The organism is Geobacillus sp. WSUCF1, assembly GCF_000422025.1.
Classification (GTDB): Bacteria; Bacillota; Bacilli; order Bacillales; family Anoxybacillaceae; genus Geobacillus; species Geobacillus zalihae.
Window position 1 is genome coordinate 20,415 of record NZ_ATCO01000060.1, and the last position, 17,765, is coordinate 38,179.

At 49.2% G+C, this 17,765-nt stretch carries 16 protein-coding genes, 2 pseudogenes and 1 riboswitch; of the genes and pseudogenes, 14 read left to right on the plus strand and 4 right to left on the minus strand.

Going from position 1 to position 17,765, the window contains the following annotated elements; genetic code table 11:
- The first annotated feature begins 425 nt into the window (after positions 1–425).
- The 4 genes and pseudogenes from ltrA to I656_RS09550 all read left to right on the plus strand — a co-directional run bounded on the left by ltrA (position 426) and on the right by I656_RS09550 (position 4,104).
- A complete protein-coding gene (ltrA, locus tag I656_RS09560) occupies positions 426–1,685 on the plus strand; it encodes a group II intron reverse transcriptase/maturase (protein ID WP_020754699.1) in 1,260 nt (419 codons plus the stop codon).
- 320 nt (positions 1,686–2,005) lie between these two features.
- Positions 2,006–2,260, plus strand: coding sequence for a hypothetical protein (locus I656_RS0115300; protein ID WP_033005325.1), 255 nt, complete (start codon positions 2,006–2,008; stop codon positions 2,258–2,260).
- A gap of 91 nt (positions 2,261–2,351) precedes the next feature.
- A pseudogene (locus I656_RS09555) lies at positions 2,352–2,867 on the plus strand (aldehyde dehydrogenase); the annotation flags it as partial.
- A gap of 16 nt (positions 2,868–2,883) precedes the next feature.
- Positions 2,884–4,104 carry an iron-containing alcohol dehydrogenase gene (locus tag I656_RS09550; protein WP_020754702.1) on the plus strand — a complete coding sequence of 407 codons (1,221 nt, stop codon included), beginning with the start codon at positions 2,884–2,886 and terminating at the stop codon, positions 4,102–4,104.
- A 50-nt stretch (positions 4,105–4,154) separates the two neighbouring features.
- On the opposite strand, the gene I656_RS09545 is transcribed toward I656_RS09550, so the two are convergent.
- Positions 4,155–4,556 (minus strand): DoxX family protein, encoded by a 402-nt coding sequence (locus I656_RS09545; protein ID WP_033005326.1) that lies wholly within the window; start codon positions 4,554–4,556, stop codon positions 4,155–4,157.
- Between the two features lie 139 nt (positions 4,557–4,695).
- Here I656_RS09545 and I656_RS09540 point away from each other — a divergent pair, with 139 nt between their 5' ends.
- Positions 4,696–5,400 carry a DsbA family oxidoreductase gene (locus I656_RS09540; protein WP_033005329.1) on the plus strand — a complete coding sequence of 235 codons (705 nt, stop codon included), beginning with the start codon at positions 4,696–4,698 and terminating at the stop codon, positions 5,398–5,400.
- A gap of 235 nt (positions 5,401–5,635) precedes the next feature.
- Positions 5,636–6,685 carry an NAD(P)/FAD-dependent oxidoreductase gene (locus I656_RS09535; protein ID WP_020754705.1) on the plus strand — a complete coding sequence of 350 codons (1,050 nt, stop codon included), beginning with the start codon at positions 5,636–5,638 and terminating at the stop codon, positions 6,683–6,685.
- Between the two features lie 103 nt (positions 6,686–6,788).
- Here I656_RS09535 and I656_RS09530 read toward each other — a convergent pair whose 3' ends face one another.
- The 3 genes from I656_RS09530 to metE form a co-directional block, all read right to left on the minus strand.
- Entirely contained in the window at positions 6,789–7,253 is a 465-nt protein-coding gene (locus I656_RS09530; RefSeq protein ID WP_014194655.1) for a DinB family protein, read from the minus strand.
- Between the two features lie 255 nt (positions 7,254–7,508).
- Complete coding sequence (locus I656_RS09525; protein WP_014194656.1) at positions 7,509–7,949, minus strand: acyl-CoA thioesterase; 441 nt, start codon at positions 7,947–7,949, stop codon at positions 7,509–7,511.
- Positions 7,940–10,216, minus strand: a complete 2,277-nt coding sequence (gene metE, locus I656_RS09520) for a 5-methyltetrahydropteroyltriglutamate--homocysteine S-methyltransferase (RefSeq protein WP_014194657.1) — start codon at positions 10,214–10,216, stop codon at positions 7,940–7,942. Before metE ends, I656_RS09525 begins: the two co-directional genes overlap by 10 nt.
- Before the next feature lie 138 nt (positions 10,217–10,354).
- A riboswitch (cobalamin riboswitch) is annotated at positions 10,355–10,545 on the minus strand.
- A gap of 580 nt (positions 10,546–11,125) precedes the next feature.
- On the opposite strand from metE, the pseudogene I656_RS19100 reads away from it, so the two are divergent.
- From I656_RS19100 to I656_RS09485, 8 genes and pseudogenes are all read left to right on the plus strand, one after another.
- Positions 11,126–11,203: pseudogene (locus I656_RS19100) on the plus strand (transposase); the annotation flags it as partial.
- Positions 11,186–11,641 (plus strand): helix-turn-helix domain-containing protein, encoded by a 456-nt coding sequence (locus I656_RS19875; RefSeq protein WP_369770202.1) that lies wholly within the window; start codon positions 11,186–11,188, stop codon positions 11,639–11,641. The pseudogene I656_RS19100 and the gene I656_RS19875, both read left to right, overlap by 18 nt.
- 68 nt (positions 11,642–11,709) lie before the next feature.
- Positions 11,710–12,375 carry a response regulator transcription factor gene (locus I656_RS09510; RefSeq protein ID WP_011229715.1) on the plus strand — a complete coding sequence of 222 codons (666 nt, stop codon included), beginning with the start codon at positions 11,710–11,712 and terminating at the stop codon, positions 12,373–12,375.
- Positions 12,376–12,384: 9 nt separating this feature from the next.
- The gene (locus I656_RS09505) at positions 12,385–13,491 is read left to right on the plus strand and encodes a sensor histidine kinase (protein WP_014194660.1); all 1,107 of its coding nucleotides are present in this window, start codon (positions 12,385–12,387) and stop codon (positions 13,489–13,491) included.
- A gap of 102 nt (positions 13,492–13,593) precedes the next feature.
- Complete coding sequence (locus I656_RS09500) at positions 13,594–14,529, plus strand: ABC transporter ATP-binding protein (protein ID WP_020754713.1); 936 nt, start codon at positions 13,594–13,596, stop codon at positions 14,527–14,529.
- 28 nt (positions 14,530–14,557) lie between these two features.
- A complete protein-coding gene (locus I656_RS09495) occupies positions 14,558–15,670 on the plus strand; it encodes an ABC transporter permease (protein ID WP_304412324.1) in 1,113 nt (370 codons plus the stop codon).
- Position 15,671: 1 nt separating this feature from the next.
- Positions 15,672–16,817 (plus strand): ABC transporter permease, encoded by a 1,146-nt coding sequence (locus I656_RS09490; protein ID WP_020754715.1) that lies wholly within the window; start codon positions 15,672–15,674, stop codon positions 16,815–16,817.
- 210 nt (positions 16,818–17,027) lie between these two features.
- Entirely contained in the window at positions 17,028–17,711 is a 684-nt protein-coding gene (locus I656_RS09485) for an N-acetylmuramoyl-L-alanine amidase (RefSeq protein ID WP_033005333.1), read from the plus strand.
- Positions 17,712–17,765 lie beyond the last annotated feature (54 nt).

Consider the following 17,765-nt stretch of genomic DNA (forward strand, 5'->3'; position numbering starts at 1 on the left):
GTCTGAGGAACACGAACTTCATAGGAGGCTGGGTATCATTGGGTGAGTTTGCACGACAAAACGAAGCCCTTTCTGCCGAAGGTGATACCGAGTAAATGAAGCAGATGGATGGAAGGAAAGACTGCACTCTTACCCGGGGAGGTCTGTCCGGGAAGCCAAGTGCGCTTGGCAACCGTTGGAGCGATCCAACGCTGAACGGACAGAAGTCAGCAGAGGTCATAGTACCCGTCTAGCTTAAGATAGAAGGGGAAGGACCGAACCATGAAGGAGAACGGCCACTAGGCGTTCATCTTCTTTGATGAAGCAGATAACCCGAAAGGGCCTGCTTGAGGGGGAAATGGTGAAGTCCATGGGGAACCTCAAGAGGGTGGAGAAGAAGATGGCACAAATAGAACGGACCGTTCACGTAGAGAGGAAGAATCGGAATGTGGATGAAACAGGTATTGTCACGGGAGAATCTCCTGCGAGCACTCAAACAAGTGGAAAAGAATAAAGGGTCCCATGGAACCGATGGAATGTCCGTCAAAGACCTGCGAAGACACCTCGTGGAACATTGGGACGCGATACGGCACGCTTTAGAAGAAGGGACCTACGAACCTTGCCCGGTCCGACGGGTCGAAATCCCGAAACCGAACGGAGGAGTCAGGTTACTAGGAATCCCGACCGTGACAGACCGGTTCATCCAACAGGCCATCGCCCAAGTGCTCACGCCGATCTTTGACCCATCCTTTTCGGAACACAGCTACGGGTTTCGTCCCGGTCGAAGAGGACACGACGCGGTGAAAAAGGCGAAGCAGTATATTCAGGAAGGATATACATGGGTGGTAGATATCGACTTGGAAAAGTTCTTTGATCGAGTCAACCATGACAAACTGATGGGGATATTAGCGAAACGAATTCCAGACAAAATCCTCCTAAAGTTGATACGGAAGTATCTACAGGCAGGGGTCATGATCAACGGGGTGGTCATGGAAACACAAGAGGGGACTCCACAAGGAGGGCCGCTCAGTCCACTCCTGTCCAACATTCTCCTGGATGAGCTGGACAAAGAATTGGAAAAACGAGGGCACAAGTTTGTACGGTATGCGGATGACTGCAATATCTACGTAAGGACGAAGAAGGCCGGGGAACGGGTGATGAAATCGATCACGGCATTCATCGAAAAGAAACTTCGGCTGAAAGTCAACGAAACCAAATCGGCAGTGGATCGTCCGTGGAGGAGAAAATTCCTCGGTTTTAGCTTCACCCCAAGTAAGGAGCCAAAAATCCGAATTGCAAAGGAAAGCATTCGGCGCATGAAGCAAAGGATACGCACCATGACGAGCCGATCGAAACCGATTCCCATGCCCGAACGAATCGAACAGCTCAATCAATACATTCTGGGATGGTGTGGATACTTTTCGCTAGCAGAGACCCCAAGTGTGTTCAAAGAACTAGATGGATGGATTCGACGAAGGCTGCGCATGTGCCAATGGAAAGAGTGGAAACTTCCGAGAACCAGAGTCCGAAAACTGCAAAGTTTAGGAGTGCCCAAGCAGAAAGCATATGAATGGGGAAACACTCGGAAGAAATATTGGAGAGTGGCCGCCAGTCCCATCCTGCATAAAGCCCTTGGCAACTCCTATTGGGAGAGCCAAGGGCTGAAGAGTCTTTATCAACGATATGAATCTCTGCGTCAGACTTAATGGAACCGCCGTATACCGAACGGTACGTACGGTGGTGTGAGAGGACGAGGGTTAGTCACCCTCTCCTACTCGATTATTGTCGGAAAATGTCATTCGCTTTTCGTTGACGAAAGGAAAAGAAGATTGCTAGAATGAGAGAAAATGAGTGACTATTCATAACGCTCCAGTCATTTGTGCAATCTTCCTCTTAGATGACGACCTACCTTTCGTAACAAGGCCTTTCTTGTAAGCCCTTACATAAATGAACTTGCCCCATGATCATCGATGGAGAAGCATCATATCCAGTGAGTTCGAGAAAAAATAGAAAAGGAGTGGTGACCGTGCGGCGGGCCGAGCCGTTGGTTACAACAGGCAGCCGCGGGCTGCAGGAAGATTCGTTTCCATTTCGGCTTTACCAAAAGGCCAAGCGGTTGGAAGCGGCGGCCCACGATTCGATGTTCGGCCCCGATCACCATGCCGACATCATGAATTTCACCGCCCGCCAACTGGCAGCGAGGATGGAAGTGTTGAAAAAAGCGCAGGAGAAACCGTTTGACGAGCTGTTTGGACTCGAAGAAAGCGAACATGTCGGGTGAGAGGGAGGCTAGGCCGAAAAACGGCTTTCTATACGTTGAACAGGCAGACGCCAACCGGCAATGATGACCGGCTGTTCGACGCCAATGGAAATCGATAGATGTCTATATTGAAGCCGGCAAGCAAGAAGGTGCGACCATTGTATGCGGAGGTCATGAAGTCGAAGTGCCCGGCTGTGAAGGCGGCCATTTTGTCGCGCCGACGATTTTTTCGAATGTCACGAATGACATGAAAATCGCCCAAGAAGAGATTTTCGGTCCAGTGTTGTCGATCATCCGCTATCATGACGTGGAAGAGGCAGTGGCGATGGCCAACGATACGATCTACGGGCTGGCGGCCGGCGTCTGGACGCGCGACGTCAACAAGGCGTACGCCATCGCCGGGCGTCTGCAGGCTGGGGTCGTCTGGATCAATGACTGGCATATGCTGCGCAATGACGCGCCGTTTGGCGGCTACAAGCAAAGCGGCATCGGGCGCGAGATGGGCAAATATTCGCTTGATGCTTACACGCAGCTGAAGCATGTGCACACATCAATGGTGCCGGAGCTTGAAAAGCGGAAATGGTATCAAGTGCTGTTTTCCCGCCTGCACGCTATGATGAAAAAGTAAAGGGGGACGAAGGAACATGACGACGTTAGCGAACTTTTGGCTGCGCACCGCCATTTACACCGGATCGAACGCCCGCGCGCTCGTGCCGGACTTGTTCCGCGGGCTGGGTGCTAAGCGGGTGCTATTGCTTTCCGACCGAGGACTCGAGCAGGCTGGGGTCGTGGAGAAAGTGGCCGATCTGTTTCGGCTGACAACGCGCGGCGTTGGACCGGAGCTGGCCGGCATCTTTTTAGATATTCGCCAAGATGCGGAGAGCGAATGCGTCAATGAAGCGGTGCGCTATGCGCGCGAGATCGGAGCTGACGCCTTGTTGGCGGTCGGCGGCGGCAGCGTGCTCGATACGGCCAAAGGGGTGAAATACGCCCTGTTTAAAGGGTTGCGTGACATTAAAGAGGCGATTCCAGGCGGGCTGCGGTACGAGTCGTTCCCGCAGGCGCAATTCATGCCGATTCCGCACATCGCCATCCCGACGACGGCCGGCACGGGGTCGGAAGTATCGCCGATCGCAGTCATTTATAATGAAGAGCTGCGCTTGAAAACGAACATCATCAATCCGTTTATCAATGCTGATGTGGCCGTTTTGGATCCTGATTTAACGGTAGGGCTTCCCCCGAAGGTGACGGCGTTTACCGGCATGGACGCGCTCACCCATGCCATTGAAGCGCTCGCCTCGCCGATGGCGACCGCCATGACCGATGCGTGCGCCTTGCAGGCGATCCGCCTGATCCGCGACTACTTGCCGATAGCGGTCCGCGACGGCGGAAACATCCGCGCCCGCTTGGAGATGCTGCAGGCGAGCCTGCTCGGCATCACCGCGTTCAGCTTTGCCTTAAACGCTATTCCGGTGCACAATTTCGCCCATGCGTACGGAGCGATGTTCCGCATTCCCCACGGATTGGCGAACGCTGTCTTTCTGCCGGTCGTGATGGAAGCGATTCCGGAGTTGTATTTGCCGAAAGCGAAGCTGCTCGCTCAAGCGCTTGGCATTCACGATCACGGCCAAGGAGACGATGTGCTGTTGGCGAAGTCCATTGAACGAATCCGCCAGCTGCGCGACGACATTGGCTTGCCAAGGGATTTTGCTGACTACCCGATCACGGCGGAGCAATTTGCCGCCACCATCCCGGCGGTTGCCTCCGATCCGGCCGCAGTCAGCTTCCCGATGCCGCCGGAATTGATTCAAGCCATCGGTGAGCGCGTCGTCAAGCTGACAGTGGAAAAAGGACAAGGCAAGTAGAAACAGGTGTCCCGTTCGGTATGCGGGACACCTGTTTTCGTGCCGGCTGTTCAGCCCCGCGGCCGTCCGATGACCGCATCTAACGACCAAAGCCGGCTGCCGTTCAGCCACAAATATACGGACATTGCAAGCAAGGCGAGGTTGAATTCATAGCCCGTTTCCCGTCCGTTGCCAAGCAAACCGGCGTCGGCTTTGGCGGTGGCGATGGCTCCGGCCATGATAATGACAAACACCGCCGCAATCGGCCGTGTGCCAAGGCCAAGCATCATCGCCCAGCCGCCGGCAAGCTCCACCATCGTCACGATGTAGGCGAGCCAGCCGGGAAGGCCCATAGCAACAAACGAATCCGTTGCCGCCTCAAGCCCCCGTTGCCATTTCACCCACCCATGGGCGAAAAAGATGAATCCGGTGACAATCCGCAATAGAAAAGCGCCTAGTTCGTGAGAATGCATCGGTTTTTGTCCTCCTTGTCCCAACAGCATGGTAGTACAATGTATGCGGGCGGGTCCGCCCCCATGCCTTTCATTCGCCATTTGACCAGCGATGGGCTACAATGGAGGGGAAGCGCGTCAAAAGTAGAGGAGGATGGCCATGAAAATTGAAGTATGGTCCGATTTTGTCTGCCCGTTTTGCTATATCGGCAAACGTCGCTTGGAACAGGCGCTTGAGCCATTTCCGCACCGGGAAAACGTTGAAATCGTATTCCGCAGCTTTGAACTCGATCCAAACGCACCAAACGAGACCCCGTTGACGATTCACGAAATCATCGCCAACAAATACGGCATTTCGCTTGAAGAAGCGAAGCGGGCGAACGCCGATATCGGCCGGCAGGCGGAGGCGGTCGGCTTGACGTTCCGCTTTGAGACGATGAAGCCGACGAACACGTTTGACGCCCACCGGTTGGCGCAATACGCCAAGGAAAAAGGGAAGCTGAACGACATGGTGGAACGGCTGTTTTATGCGTATTTCACGGAGTCGAAGCGAATCAGCGACCGCAATGTGCTGCTTGCGATCGCCGAAGCGGCCGGGCTTGAGCGGACGGAAGCGGAAGAAGTGTTGGCCAGCGGCCGCTACACACAAGAGGTGCGCCGCGATGAGGAAGAAGCGGCGGCGTTGGGCATCCGCGGTGTGCCGTTTTTTGTTTTCAACGGGAAGTATGCGATTTCCGGCGCCCAGCCGGTTGACGTGTTCCGGCGGGCGCTGGAGAAGGTATGGGAGGAAGAACAATCGCGGCCGCTGCAGCTTCTCGGTGAAGAGGGGCGGGCGTGTGGAGACGATGATTGCCGATTCAATTGAATCGATATGGAATGGTTGGGTAGAGGCGGTCTCAAAAGATCGTCTCTCTTTGAGAGATTCAATAGATAGATCGTGTCGCCGCAGTGATTTGTTCCTGCCTTCTTGCAAGAAAGAAAGGGTGTCCCGTTGCGTTGGGGACACCCTCTTTGATGATGAAGTTGTCATCCGATTAGGAAGTATGGTACATTTAATGATAATGAAAATCGTTTTTAAATCAGATGCGGAGGGAACAGTGATGGCCGATTTGTACGATGTCACCATTATCGGCGGCGGACCAGCGGGATTGTATGCATCGTTTTACAGCGGGCTGCGTCAAATGAAGACGAAGTTGATCGAGTACCAGCCGCAGTTGGGCGGCAAGTTGCATGTCTACCCGGAAAAGTTTATTTGGGATGTCGGAGGGCATGCGCCCATTACAGGAGAACAATTGATGAACCAATTGATCAAGCAGGCGCTGTTATTTGACCCAACAATCGTTTTGAATGAAAAAGTCACGGCCATCCTACGCCAACCGGACGGCACATTTTTGCTGCAAACCGCTTCAGGAGCGCAACATTGGTCCAAAACGGTCATTGTAGCAGTCGGAAGCGGCATCATCAAACCGAAAAAGCTGGACATCGAAGGGGCGGAAACATTTGAGGTGACGAATTTGCATTATACCGTCAAATCGCTCCAGCGATTTAAAGGGAAAACCGTGATCATTTCCGGCGGCGGCAATTCGGCGGTCGATTGGGCAAACGAGCTCGTGCCGATCGCCAAAACCGTTTATGTCACCTACCGAAACGAAGAGTTCAAAGGCCATGAAGCGCAAGTTTCACAGCTGCTTCACAGCGGGGCGGTTTGTTATTTTCATACATCGATTACGAAACTGATTGCTGATGCCCGCCATCATGCCATTGAGCAGGTCGAGCTGACCAACCATGCGACCGGTGAGGTCGTCCATCTGCCCGTGGATGAGGTGATCGTCAGCCATGGTTATGAAATTGACACTTCGCTTCTGAAAAACAGCCCTTTGCATATCGAAATGGTGGATGACTACTATATCGCGGGCAATGCGAACAGCGAGACTTCGGTGCCGGGGCTGTATGCGGCGGGCGACATTTTAAAGTATGACGGCAAACTTCATCTGATCGCCGGAGCTTTCCAAGACGCCGCCAATGCAGTCAACAGTGCCAAGCGGTTCATTGATCCATCAGCGGAACGATTTGCCATGGTCTCCTCTCATAACGAGCGGTTTCAAGAGAAAAATCAAGCGATCATCGAGCAGTTGATCAAGGGGGTATAGGGAGCAGGGTGAAATACCTTGCAATGAATTTCTTTTTCAGGTTTGGCAGACAAAAATAAGAAAGGGGTGTCCCGTTTCTGTCTGGGATCCCCCTTCGTTAGTTTTAACCGCGTTTGACAAAAAGCGGTAAGTCCGTATGCCCCATGCCGCGGACGTAGACGAACAGCTGGCCTTTATGATGAATTTCGTGATCCATTGCCATTTGCAACAACTGCTTGGCTGGAATTTGAATGCCGAAAATCGATGTTAAATCGAGCGTCCGGTCGAAGTCGTCATCGCTCATCGATTCGATGAGCTGCCTCGTTTTTTCCGTATATGTTTCCGCCAGCTTGGCCAAATTCGTCTCCGGCTCCTCGATTTTTTGCCGGAACAGCGATGGATCGCCGTGTTTTGCCGTATTAGCGAAATTGTAGAAGCTGAACAGCATATGCGTCGCCAGCTGCTTCGCTGTCATCGAGGTCGGCGTCGGTTTGTAATCATAATGCGCTTCGTCGATTTTGTGGATCAGTTCCAGCGTGACACGGCGGTGCGAAAGGAAATATTGCACCCATTGTTGTGCGCGGGACATGGCCATTCCTCCCTTTGGTTATGGACTTCTATTTTCTATTTTACCATAAAGGCTCTTCACCAAAAGTTGTACTTGATTTTTTCTGAACATACCCTATTTACGCTTGTGAGGGAAAATCAACAAATCAGTGATTTTTGCACATCTTTGTGCAGGAAACCGTATTGCTTGTCAAGTACATGTTGTGGTGAAGAGCCAAAAAGAAAAACGATTTTGTCCTTGACAAAATCGTTTTTCAACAGTCTGGGGTATAAATATTTATACCTTATTGTTTTGCTGATACAGTTGTACGATTTGTTCCTCCTGTTCGCTAATGATGACTTTTGGAACAGGCGTCGGTTTTTTGTTTTGATCGATGGCGACCATCGTCAAAAAGCATGTAGTGGTCAAGTGATGTTCGCCTGTAAATAAATCTTCTGTTTCGACTTTGACGAATACCTTCATGGATGTGCGTCCAGTCGAGTAGACGAATGCTTCAAGTTTTAAAATATCGCCTACTTTCGCGGACGAAATGAAATCAACTTTGTCGATCGAAACGGTGACGACCGCTTTTCGTGCATGGCGCATGGCGGATATTGCTGCAATTTCATCAATATACGCTAAAACGGTGCCGCCAAAAATCGTGCCAAGATGGTTCGTATCAGAAGGCAAAACGAGCCGCATTTGAATCGTTTTTGATTGCTCGACGTTTACTTCCATGACGGTTTCCCTCCGCAAGCCAAAAGTCGCTCCCGGTATTCGCGCGCGGCTTCCACCATCGCTTTGAGTGCGGCAATTGCTTCCTTTTCTTTTCGCGTTTTTAATCCGCAATCGGGATTGACCCAAAATTGTTCTGGACGAAGGACGCGAAGCGCTCGCTCGATTTGTTCGCTTATTTCTTTTTTTGTCGGAATGCGTGGGCTGTGAATGTCATAAACCCCTAAGCCGATTTCTTTTTTGTACTCATATGTTTCAAATGCAGCAATAAGCTCACCATGGCTTCGCGATGATTCAATGGAAATGACGTCGGCATCAAGTTTATCGATGACATGCATCATCTGTTCAAACTGTGAATAGCACATATGGGTATGAATTTGCGTTTCCTCTTTCACTGATGAGGTAGCAAGACGAAACGCCATAACGGCATCTTCCCAATAGGATGCGTGTTTTTCCTTTTTCAATGGCAATCCTTCCCGCAATGCTGGTTCATCGACTTGAATGATGCGTATGCCTTTCGCTTCCAAGCGCAACACTTCTTCACGAATGGCCAAGGCGAGCTGTGTCAGCACATGTTTTCGTGGAATGTCGTCGCGAACGAACGACCAGTTTAACATGGTTACAGGGCCTGTCAGCATGCCTTTGACAGGTTTATGGGTCAGCGACTGGGCATATACCGTTTCTTCTACGGTCATCGGTTGTTGGTAGGACACATGGCTAAAAATAATGGGCGGGCGAACACAACGTGATCCATACGATTGTACCCAGCCGTTTGTCGTGCATGCCATGCCTTGCAGCTTTTCACCGAAAAATTCTACCATATCTGTGCGCTCAAATTCCCCATGGACAAGCACGTCGAGCTGCAGTTGCTCTTGAATGTCGATCCATTTTGCGATTTCTTTCTTTATAAAGGACTTATATTGATGATCGTTCCATTCCCCTTTTTTCCACTTCATCCGAGCTTGACGCACGTCGCTCGTCTGCGGGAAGCTGCCGATTGTCGTTGTCGGCAACAGCGGGAGTTGCAAATGTGATTGTTGTATCTTTCGTCGTTTGCTGTAAGGTGTTCGGCTTACCGGAACGGCTGTGATCTCGTTTATTTGTTCTTGTTGTTTGCGGAACTTGGCTAAATTACTGTTTGTTTGTTCGTCGTATTGGATTAGCTTGTCGATTGTTGTGTTTCCTTTCATATATTCTGTCAGCATACGTATTTCATCTAATTTTTCATCGGCAAATGATAAAGCCCCAGCGAGCTCCGGCGGCAGTGAATGTTCGTGTTTTGTCGTGACAGGGACGTGCAGTAAGCTGCAAGACGGTTGAATGATCAGTTGTTCAGCAACGTTTGCTAGATGGTGAAGGAGCGTCGCTTTTTGGGCAAGCGAACTTTTCCATACATTGCGGCCATCTACAATCCCAGCAACTAATATTTTATCTTTCGGAAATCCATAGGTGTTTATGTTTTTCATGTTTTCGCCATTATCATGTACAAAGTCAAGCCCAATGCCTGCGACAGGTAAAGCAACGATTTCACGATAATGCGACACGCTATCAAAATATGTTTGTAAAATAAGGTTTATATTTGGTACACCGCGATGAAAAACTTCATATACATCACGAAATGCATCGACGATGTCATCGTCTATATCTTGGACGAGAATCGGTTCATCGATTTGGACGAATGACACGCCCGCTTCGCTTAGTTGTTTGAATAATTCTACATAAACAGGAACTAATCGTGCGAGATGTTTGCGCCACTCGTGTCGATCGTATTGCTTAGAAAGCAAAAGAAACGTAATCGGTCCAAGCAACACAGGTTTTGTTTCTAAATCGAATGTTTCTTTTACAAGGTTGTATTCTTTCAATAGGCGATTCTCCACTAATCTTGGCTTTGTTTGTCCAATTTCAGGCACGATGTAATGGTAATTTGTATTAAACCATTTCGTCATTTCAAGCGCATGTTGCCCATTTGTCCCGCGTGCCATCGCAAAATATTGCTCAAGTGTATCGTCTATTTGTTGAAATTGCTCTGGAATATATCCAAACATGAATGCTGTATCTAATACGTGATCGTATAAAGAAAAATCTCCAATTGGAATGAGATCGATTCCTTTCTCCATCTGTTTACGAATCGAATCAAGTCGAATCGCTTCCATCATTTTGGTGCATTGTTCTTTGGTGATCTGCCCATTCCAAAACGATTCTAACGTCTTTTTCCATTCTCTTTTCTCCCCAATGCGTGGATACCCTACATTTGAACTGCGGATGAACATGTGGAAGCACCTCCAGTTATTTGATCCCAATCAAGCAAAAAACCCTCTTCCAACGGAAGGAGGGTATAACTAGCTTGTATTGAGATACGTGAAGTGCCTCAATATCATATGTCCTCACTCCTCCCTATGACGCGTAGGTCGAAAGTGCATACAACAGGCAGGTCTCCTGACTTAGCTTCATCGCTGTTTATCTCCTTCCCATTTCAAATGAAACAGTGGATTGTGATAAACAGCTCTGCATCACAGTGGCGCGACCGTGTTGGATTTTCACCAAACTTCCCTTTTAAGGTTCACCACATGTGTGAACCACCTGTTGCGTGAACTGATTATTTGGTTGTATAAAATTTAGAATAAAAGAATTTTTTGTTTTTTTCAACCGAAATGTTTTTGTGAAGGGGTTTTAAGAGGCATAACGGCATAGTAAGCAGGGATATTTTTTGAGTTAATATTAGTATTTTATGTAAAAATATGTTTTTTGTGAAAATGCAGGACTGACGTGTGATTTTCATCCCCGGGTGGAGGGCAAAGTGCGCTGCCCATGGAATTTTTCTGCGAAAACAAAACACCGTTTCTTGTACATTCTTTCAGAAAGCCTTTTCCCTCTTTTCTGAAGAGTGTGCTAAATTTTTTGTGAATTGTTTCGGAGGCTCTTCACCAAAAGTTGTACATGATTTTTTCTGAACATACCCCATTTACGCTTGTAAGGGAAAATCAACAAATCAGTGATTTTTTCAAATCTTTGTGCAGGAAGCTGTATTGCTTGTCAAGTACATGTTGTGGTGAGGAGCCGTTTCGGGCGGAAATTTCCATTTGTTTCAAAGATGGGGAGGAAATTTGATCAAGTTTCACGACTTTGTCATTGACATTCAAATGTATATGGATGGTGGGAAAGACGAGGAGGAGATCCAGATGGATAAGTCGATGAGACACGACATCGCACTGTTTCGGTACAGGATGATCGCTCCGTTGGTGAATGGGCACCTCGACCTGCCTTCCGTTTTGCCTATTCGATCGAGCTTGGCTCTGTTCCCATGTCTTGATCCGACAGCTACTCTTGGCAACACCGGACGCATCCCAGCGTCGACTCGGTTCGGCCTGCTCTTGCTTTGGTTCATTTCCTCTGTGGCAACGGAAAAAATCGCCCTTATTCATTACAGAAATCTTGTGCTCCTCTCCCCCTTAAAGGAGTGGGAGGAAGCGCAATATGGTATAATTTTCTTGACGATTGGAATGCGCCAAGCCTGTTCCGTCCGTCTCTATCCGACAAAAGAACAGGAACCGTATATCCGGAGCATCATAGGATGTTGCCGATTTGTGTACAATCATTTTCTCACTCGCTGGACAGAAGGCCGCCTTGAAGGCATATGTTTGTGTGCACGAATGGTCCACGTTGAAAGAATAGTTCCTCCGGTTTTGGAAAGATGAAAGTAAACCATGAAAATCATGCACGCGAGGTAGTGGACAGGCGTCATGATGAAAAGGGGTGGGTAAAGATGGAACATCACTCTTCGTCCCATGTTCCGCGCATAAAAGTGCTCATCGCCGATGACAATCCCTTTGTCCGCGAAGGGCTGCGGATCATCTTAAGCACGTATGACGAGTTTGATGTCGCCGCGACTGTAGGCGATGGGAAAGAGGCAGTGGAATATTGTCGACATCATGAAGTTGATGTCGCGTTATTGGATGTGCGCATGCCGAACATGAATGGAGTGGAAGCGACAAAGCTTCTATGCGAGCAGACGAAGACAAAGCCGCTCATCTTGACGACGTTTGATGATGATGAATACATTCTAGACGCCATTCAATACGGTGCAAAAGGATATTTTTTGAAAAATACCGATCCGGAACGAATCCGCGAAGCGATCAAAGCGGTTTATCACGGCCAAGTGGTGATGCAGGAGATTGTGATGGACAAAATTAAGTCCAACTTAAAAGAAGAAACAGAAGCAGCCCCGAAAATCGATAAAAGCCTGTTTACGGAACGAGAGTTGGACATTATGGCGCTCATTGCGAAGGGGCTTTCGAATAAAGAGATTGCCAAACAGCTATTTCTCTCCGAGGGAACGGTGGCCAATTACATCACATCGATTTTGGACAAAACCGGACTGCAACATCGAACGCAAATTGCCGTTTATTATCTGACGGGAAAAGTCGGCTGAGGGGATGTTATGGAATCGCTGCTGATCATTTACAAGCTGATTGTATGGGGCTATGCGGCATTCGATTACATTTCATCGAAACAGAGAACGGGAGCGGGCTTTGTTCTAGTCTCTCTGATCTATTTTTGTCTTCAGCTGTTTGCCCTGATCGTTCGCCATATGAGTTGGAAAAGGGGAGCGGCGTTTGGTTCCGTTGCTCTTCTCGTTCTAGCCGCCGCCTTTGTGGAGCCGTTATGGGCGTTGTTGCTGCCTCTCAATGGGTATGAGCTGGCCTCCGTGTATATCCACCGAGTTTGGGGGATCGGGGCGGTGTTGTTGACGCCGATGATTTGGCTTGATCCATCGGCGGGGAAATTATACGGCTTTGTGGCATTGTTCAGTTTTGTCAGCGTGACGGCAGTCAAGCGGCACATCGAGCGGATGGAACAACAAGAAGATCGTTTGGATCAAATGCGCAACGATTTGCATCGGCTGACAAGAAGGATCAGCGAATATCATCAATACATCAAGCAGTCGGAATATACGTTGCAGTTGGAAGAACGGAACCGTCTGTCGCAGCGCATCCATGACCAAATCGGCCACTCGCTCGCTGGAGCGCTCATTCAGATGGAGGCGGCCAAACGGTTGATGGATGGGGACCGCGACAAGGCGAAACAACTGTTGGAAAACGCCATCCATATTTCCAAAGAAGGCATGGAACAAATCCGGATGACATTAAAACAGATCAAGCCACCGCTCGAGCAAATCGGGCTGAATCGGGTGAAATTATTCATTGAGGAATTTTCCGCCCAACATCATCTCCCGGTTCCGCTCGTATGCAAAGGGGATTTGGATGTGATTACACCAATCCAATGGAAAGTGATTTATGAGAACATTGCCGAAGCGTTGACGAATGCGAGCAAATACGCTGAGGCCACGGCCATTGCCGTTGAAATTCACGTGTTGAATCGAGTCATCAAGGTGGAAGTGAAAGATAACGGGAAAGGTGCGGCCAAGATCAAGAAAGGACTCGGGATCATCGGCATGGAGGAACGGGCGGCCTCTGTTCATGGCACGGTCATTGTCGATGGAACGAACGGTTTCTCTGTCACGACGTTGCTTCCGATTCATGAGTAAATCGTGAATTTTCTCATGTCAACGAGATGAATTCCTGCACTTACAGGAGTTCATCTTTTTTTCTATAATCAATAACACCAAGCATGGAAAGAAGGTGGAACGATGAACATTTTAGAGATCAAACAAGTGACCAAAAAATTTGGTGACTTCATCGCTGTCGATCATATGTCTCTTACGGTTGCCGAAGGAGAAATTTTTGGCTTCCTCGGAGCCAATGGCGCGGGAAAAAGCACAACTATCAATATGATTGCTGGGTTGCTGCGCCCGAATGCAGGAGAAATCAAGATTCTCGGCAAGGACATCGCCAAGCATCGCCAGTTTGCCAAACGACAGATCGGCATCGTGCCTCAAGAAATCGCCATCTATGAAAATTTGACGGCGTATGAGAATGTTGAATTTTTTGCCGGGTTGTATGGACTGCGCGGCGCGGAGTTGCGCCAGCGGGTTGAAGAGGCGCTCGAGTTTGTCGGTTTAAGCGATAAGCGCAAAAGTTATCCGAAACATTTCTCAGGGGGAATGAAACGGAGGCTCAATATCGCCTGCGCTCTTGCCCATCGGCCGAAGCTCATCATTATGGACGAACCAACAGTCGGCATCGATCCGCAGTCGCGAAATTATATTTTGGCTTCGGTGAAAAAGCTCAATGAGATGGGATGCACGATCATTTATACAAGCCACTATATGGAGGAAGTGGAGGAGATTTGCACACGGATCGCCATCATTGATCATGGAAAGATCATCGCAGAGGGGACAAAGGAGCAGCTGGAAGCGATTATCACCGATACAAAAGATATTTGGCTGGAAATCAGGGGGATGGATCGGCTCAACAAGCAGCATCTTCAAGACATTCCCGGGGTCAAGGCGGTGCAATGTGAAGAAAATATGATCAAAATCAGTTCGGATATCAGTGTCAATAATTTAAACGAAATTGTGCAATGCCTGATCAATGACGGTGTCGAAATCCGTTCGCTTGAAGACAAATCACCGAACTTGGAAACGGTCTTTCTGGCGCTGACGGGGAGAAATTTGCGGGATTAGCTGTTTGGAGTGCCATCATGCGAGGGAGGTGCTTCTTTTGAATATTTTTCGCATTGCAGCCAAGGAAATCAAAAGCGATTTTCGTGATGTCCGGACGCTATTTTTTATGCTGCTGTTTCCGATCGTACTGATGTTCATCTTAGGAACAGCCCTTTCCAACACGTTTCACTGGACGATTTCCGTCGGTGATGTACACGTCTTGTACAACGATCAAAAAGCAGGGCCGTTGTCGCCGTATATTCAAACGATGATCCAAGCAGGGAAGAAAGCCCACATCGATTTTCAAAAGGCATCCGACCGGATAAAAGGAACGAAAGCGGTGCAGGAAGGAAAAGCGGATGGATACATCGAGATCGGCCCGCGTGGAGTGGAGTTGTACACCAATGAACGCAACAAGATCAAAGGAAGTCTTGTTGAGGGGGTGATGGCCGCGTTTGTCGGCCGATACGAGCTGGCGATGGCCGTTTCAGAGGTGAAGCCCGGTTTTGTTCCATCAAATAAAAGTGTGCATGATGAGTATATTCAAGAACGGTCGCTGCATTCCAAGCGCAAACCGGGAGCCATGGATTATTATGCGGTGGCGATGACAACGATGATTGCTTTATACAGCGCATTGCCGGGCAGTTCGTTGCTGCGGGGGGAGCGGACGCGGAAGACGGCTGATCGCCTTTTGGCTGCTCCTGTTCGCAAAAGCGAGATTTTTATTGGAAAGCTGACCGGGAACGTGGCGGCGAATTTTCTTTGTGTTGCGGTCGTCATGTTGTTCAGCCAATGGGTGTTTCATGCCGATTGGGGGCATCACGTAAGCCTCGTATGGTTGCTTATGTTGACCGAGGTGGTATTGGCCATCAGCTTTGGTCTAGGGATGAGCTATATGGCAAGGACGGAAGGAGCGGCGCGAACGATTGCGATGGTGATCATTCAGCTGTCTTCCTTTTTCGGCGGCGCTTATTTTCCGATCGATGAAACAGCATGGTATGCCCATTTGTCTCCGCTTTCTTGGATGAATGACACGATTTTCAAAATCGTGTATGCGAACGATTTGTCAAGCGTCGTTCCTACTATGCTGCTGAATATCGGTATAGCGGCGTTGTTTTTGATGATCGCTGTCGTGTCGATGGCGAGACGGGAGGGATTATAAGGTGAATGACGTCATCTGGTTGGTGAGATATACGTTAAAGCGAACGTTTCGTCGGAAAATCAATTTTTTGCTCTATTTCGGCACCCCTTTGGCCGCGATTCTGTTGTCCTTGTTTGCTTACGGAAGCTCCCCGGCCAAGGATGTGCGCATCGGGGTGGTCAATGAGGATCATGGGCGGATTTCCGATGATACGATCCGTTTTCTGAAAAGCCTTGATCATCTCTCCGTGAAAAGCGTGAAGTTATCAGCGGTGGACGACCAAATCACCTCGCAAAAGGTGGATGGCGTGCTGATTTTCCCCCAAGGGTTTTCCGAAAGCGTTCAGCACGGCCAGCCCCGGCCGATCGAACTTGTCTCGCTCAAGGGAGCGGAAATCACGATGTTCATCAAGTCGTACTTGCATGAATACATCGATCATTTGGCGACATTGGGGCGATTGGCCAATGGGGATCGCGATCTCTTTTGGAAGATGTATGAACGGTATCAACAAGCGCCGTTCCGCCTGTCCGTTCACTCGCTGTCCGACACAGCCAAACAAAAAGGGGTCACGTATCAAACGATCGGTTATTTGGTCATGATTATGTTGATGTCAGCGGGAAATTTGACGGAGATCATCATCAAAGAAAAAGAAGAGCGCACCTATTCCCGCTTATTGACGACGCCGATTCAGGCGAGAACGTATGTGTTATCGAATATCGTGGTGAATTTGTTGATGATGGCGGCACAAATCATCGTGACAATCGCGGCCATGAAGAACATCTTTCATATTGATCCTCATATTCCGATGTGGCAAATGGCCCTGGTGCTCCTGCTTTTCTCTTTATCCGCGATCGGCTTGTCTTTGATTACCGTGATGTTTGCGAACAGCTCTGCTTCCGCCGGGGCGCTGCAGCCATTGATTACCGTGCCGACATGTATGCTGGCCGGCTGTTTTTGGCCGGTCGAGCTGATGCCGAAATTTTTGCAAAAAGCGGCGTATTTTATACCGCAGCGGTGGGCGCTCGATTGTTTGGTAAAGCTGCAGGAGGGGCGCTCTTTCGGAAGTTTGTATTGGCATCTGTTGATTCTTCTCGCCTTTGCGCTGACCTTTTTCCTTCTGGCTGTTTACAAGTTCAGTCGAAGCCAACAGAGTGGACAGTTTGTATAATGCCTAGCGGTCTATGTTTTCTTGTATGGCTGTGTGGGGGGCTTTCATCATATCGAACAAGTCGATCAGCGGGAATGTCAGGTGCAGTCGTTTTTTTGACTGCGCCTTATTTGTTGGCCTTGGGGAAGTATCTATGGCATTTTGGAGTGCCACGCTTATGCTAACAGTGCCATATTCCGAAACGACGAAGGATGTGAAAGGAGAAGAAAGATGGTTAAAATTTTTCTCGATCCAGGTCACGGTGGGAACGATGCCGGCGCGGTCGGCAACGGGTTGTTGGAAAAAGACATTACGTTGTTTATCGCTCTCGAAATCAATCGTCTGTTGCAAAATGAGTATGAAGGAGTTTCCGTGCAGCTAAGCCGAACAAAAGATGAAACGGTGTCACTTGATGAGCGGACGGACCGTGCCAATCAATGGGGGGCGGATGTATACGTCGCGATTCACGTGAATGCTGGCGGCGGCACGGGGTATGAAGATTATATTTATAATCGGCTCGATGACGATTCGGCAACAGCCCGCATTCGTGATGCCATTCATGAAGAAGTCGTCAAAGCTACGGGATTTCGCGATCGTGGGAAAAAGAAAGCGAATTTTCATGTGCTGCGGGAGACCGCGATGCCAGCCGTGCTCACGGAGAACGGGTTTATTGACCGGGAAGAGGATGCAGAAAAACTGAATGACACCCAGTTTCTGCGAACGGTCGCACGAGGGCATGTAAACGGAATCGCGCGAGCATTTGGCCTGCAGAAAAAGCGAAAAACAGCATTAACGCGCGTGATTGTTGATGGGACGCAAGTCGTCGTTTTTGCCGAAAGGGAAAACGTGCTGCGCCAAGTGGAGCATTATTTAGGAAGAGCGAAGCGGATTGTGCTTGAGCAAGTCGAGGAATGACGGGAACGCTTGCCTAGTTTTCAGCTAGGCGAGCGTTTTTTCGTTCGTTCGTCC

Coding starts and splice junctions, on each gene's coding strand:
- ltrA (WP_020754699.1), top strand. CDS start 426: ATGTGGATGAAACAGGTATTGTCACGGGAGAATCTCCTGCGAGCACTC.
- I656_RS09550 (WP_020754702.1), top strand. CDS start 2,884: ATGACGACGTTAGCGAACTTTTGGCTGCGCACCGCCATTTACACCGGA.
- I656_RS09545 (WP_033005326.1), bottom strand. CDS start 4,556: ATGCATTCTCACGAACTAGGCGCTTTTCTATTGCGGATTGTCACCGGA.
- I656_RS09540 (WP_033005329.1), top strand. CDS start 4,696: ATGAAAATTGAAGTATGGTCCGATTTTGTCTGCCCGTTTTGCTATATC.
- I656_RS09535 (WP_020754705.1), top strand. CDS start 5,636: ATGGCCGATTTGTACGATGTCACCATTATCGGCGGCGGACCAGCGGGA.
- I656_RS09530 (WP_014194655.1), bottom strand. CDS start 7,253: ATGTCCCGCGCACAACAATGGGTGCAATATTTCCTTTCGCACCGCCGT.
- I656_RS09525 (WP_014194656.1), bottom strand. CDS start 7,949: ATGGAAGTAAACGTCGAGCAATCAAAAACGATTCAAATGCGGCTCGTT.
- metE (WP_014194657.1), bottom strand. CDS start 10,216: ATGTTCATCCGCAGTTCAAATGTAGGGTATCCACGCATTGGGGAGAAA.
- I656_RS09510 (WP_011229715.1), top strand. CDS start 11,710: ATGGAACATCACTCTTCGTCCCATGTTCCGCGCATAAAAGTGCTCATC.
- I656_RS09505 (WP_014194660.1), top strand. CDS start 12,385: ATGGAATCGCTGCTGATCATTTACAAGCTGATTGTATGGGGCTATGCG.
- I656_RS09500 (WP_020754713.1), top strand. CDS start 13,594: ATGAACATTTTAGAGATCAAACAAGTGACCAAAAAATTTGGTGACTTC.
- I656_RS09485 (WP_033005333.1), top strand. CDS start 17,028: ATGGTTAAAATTTTTCTCGATCCAGGTCACGGTGGGAACGATGCCGGC.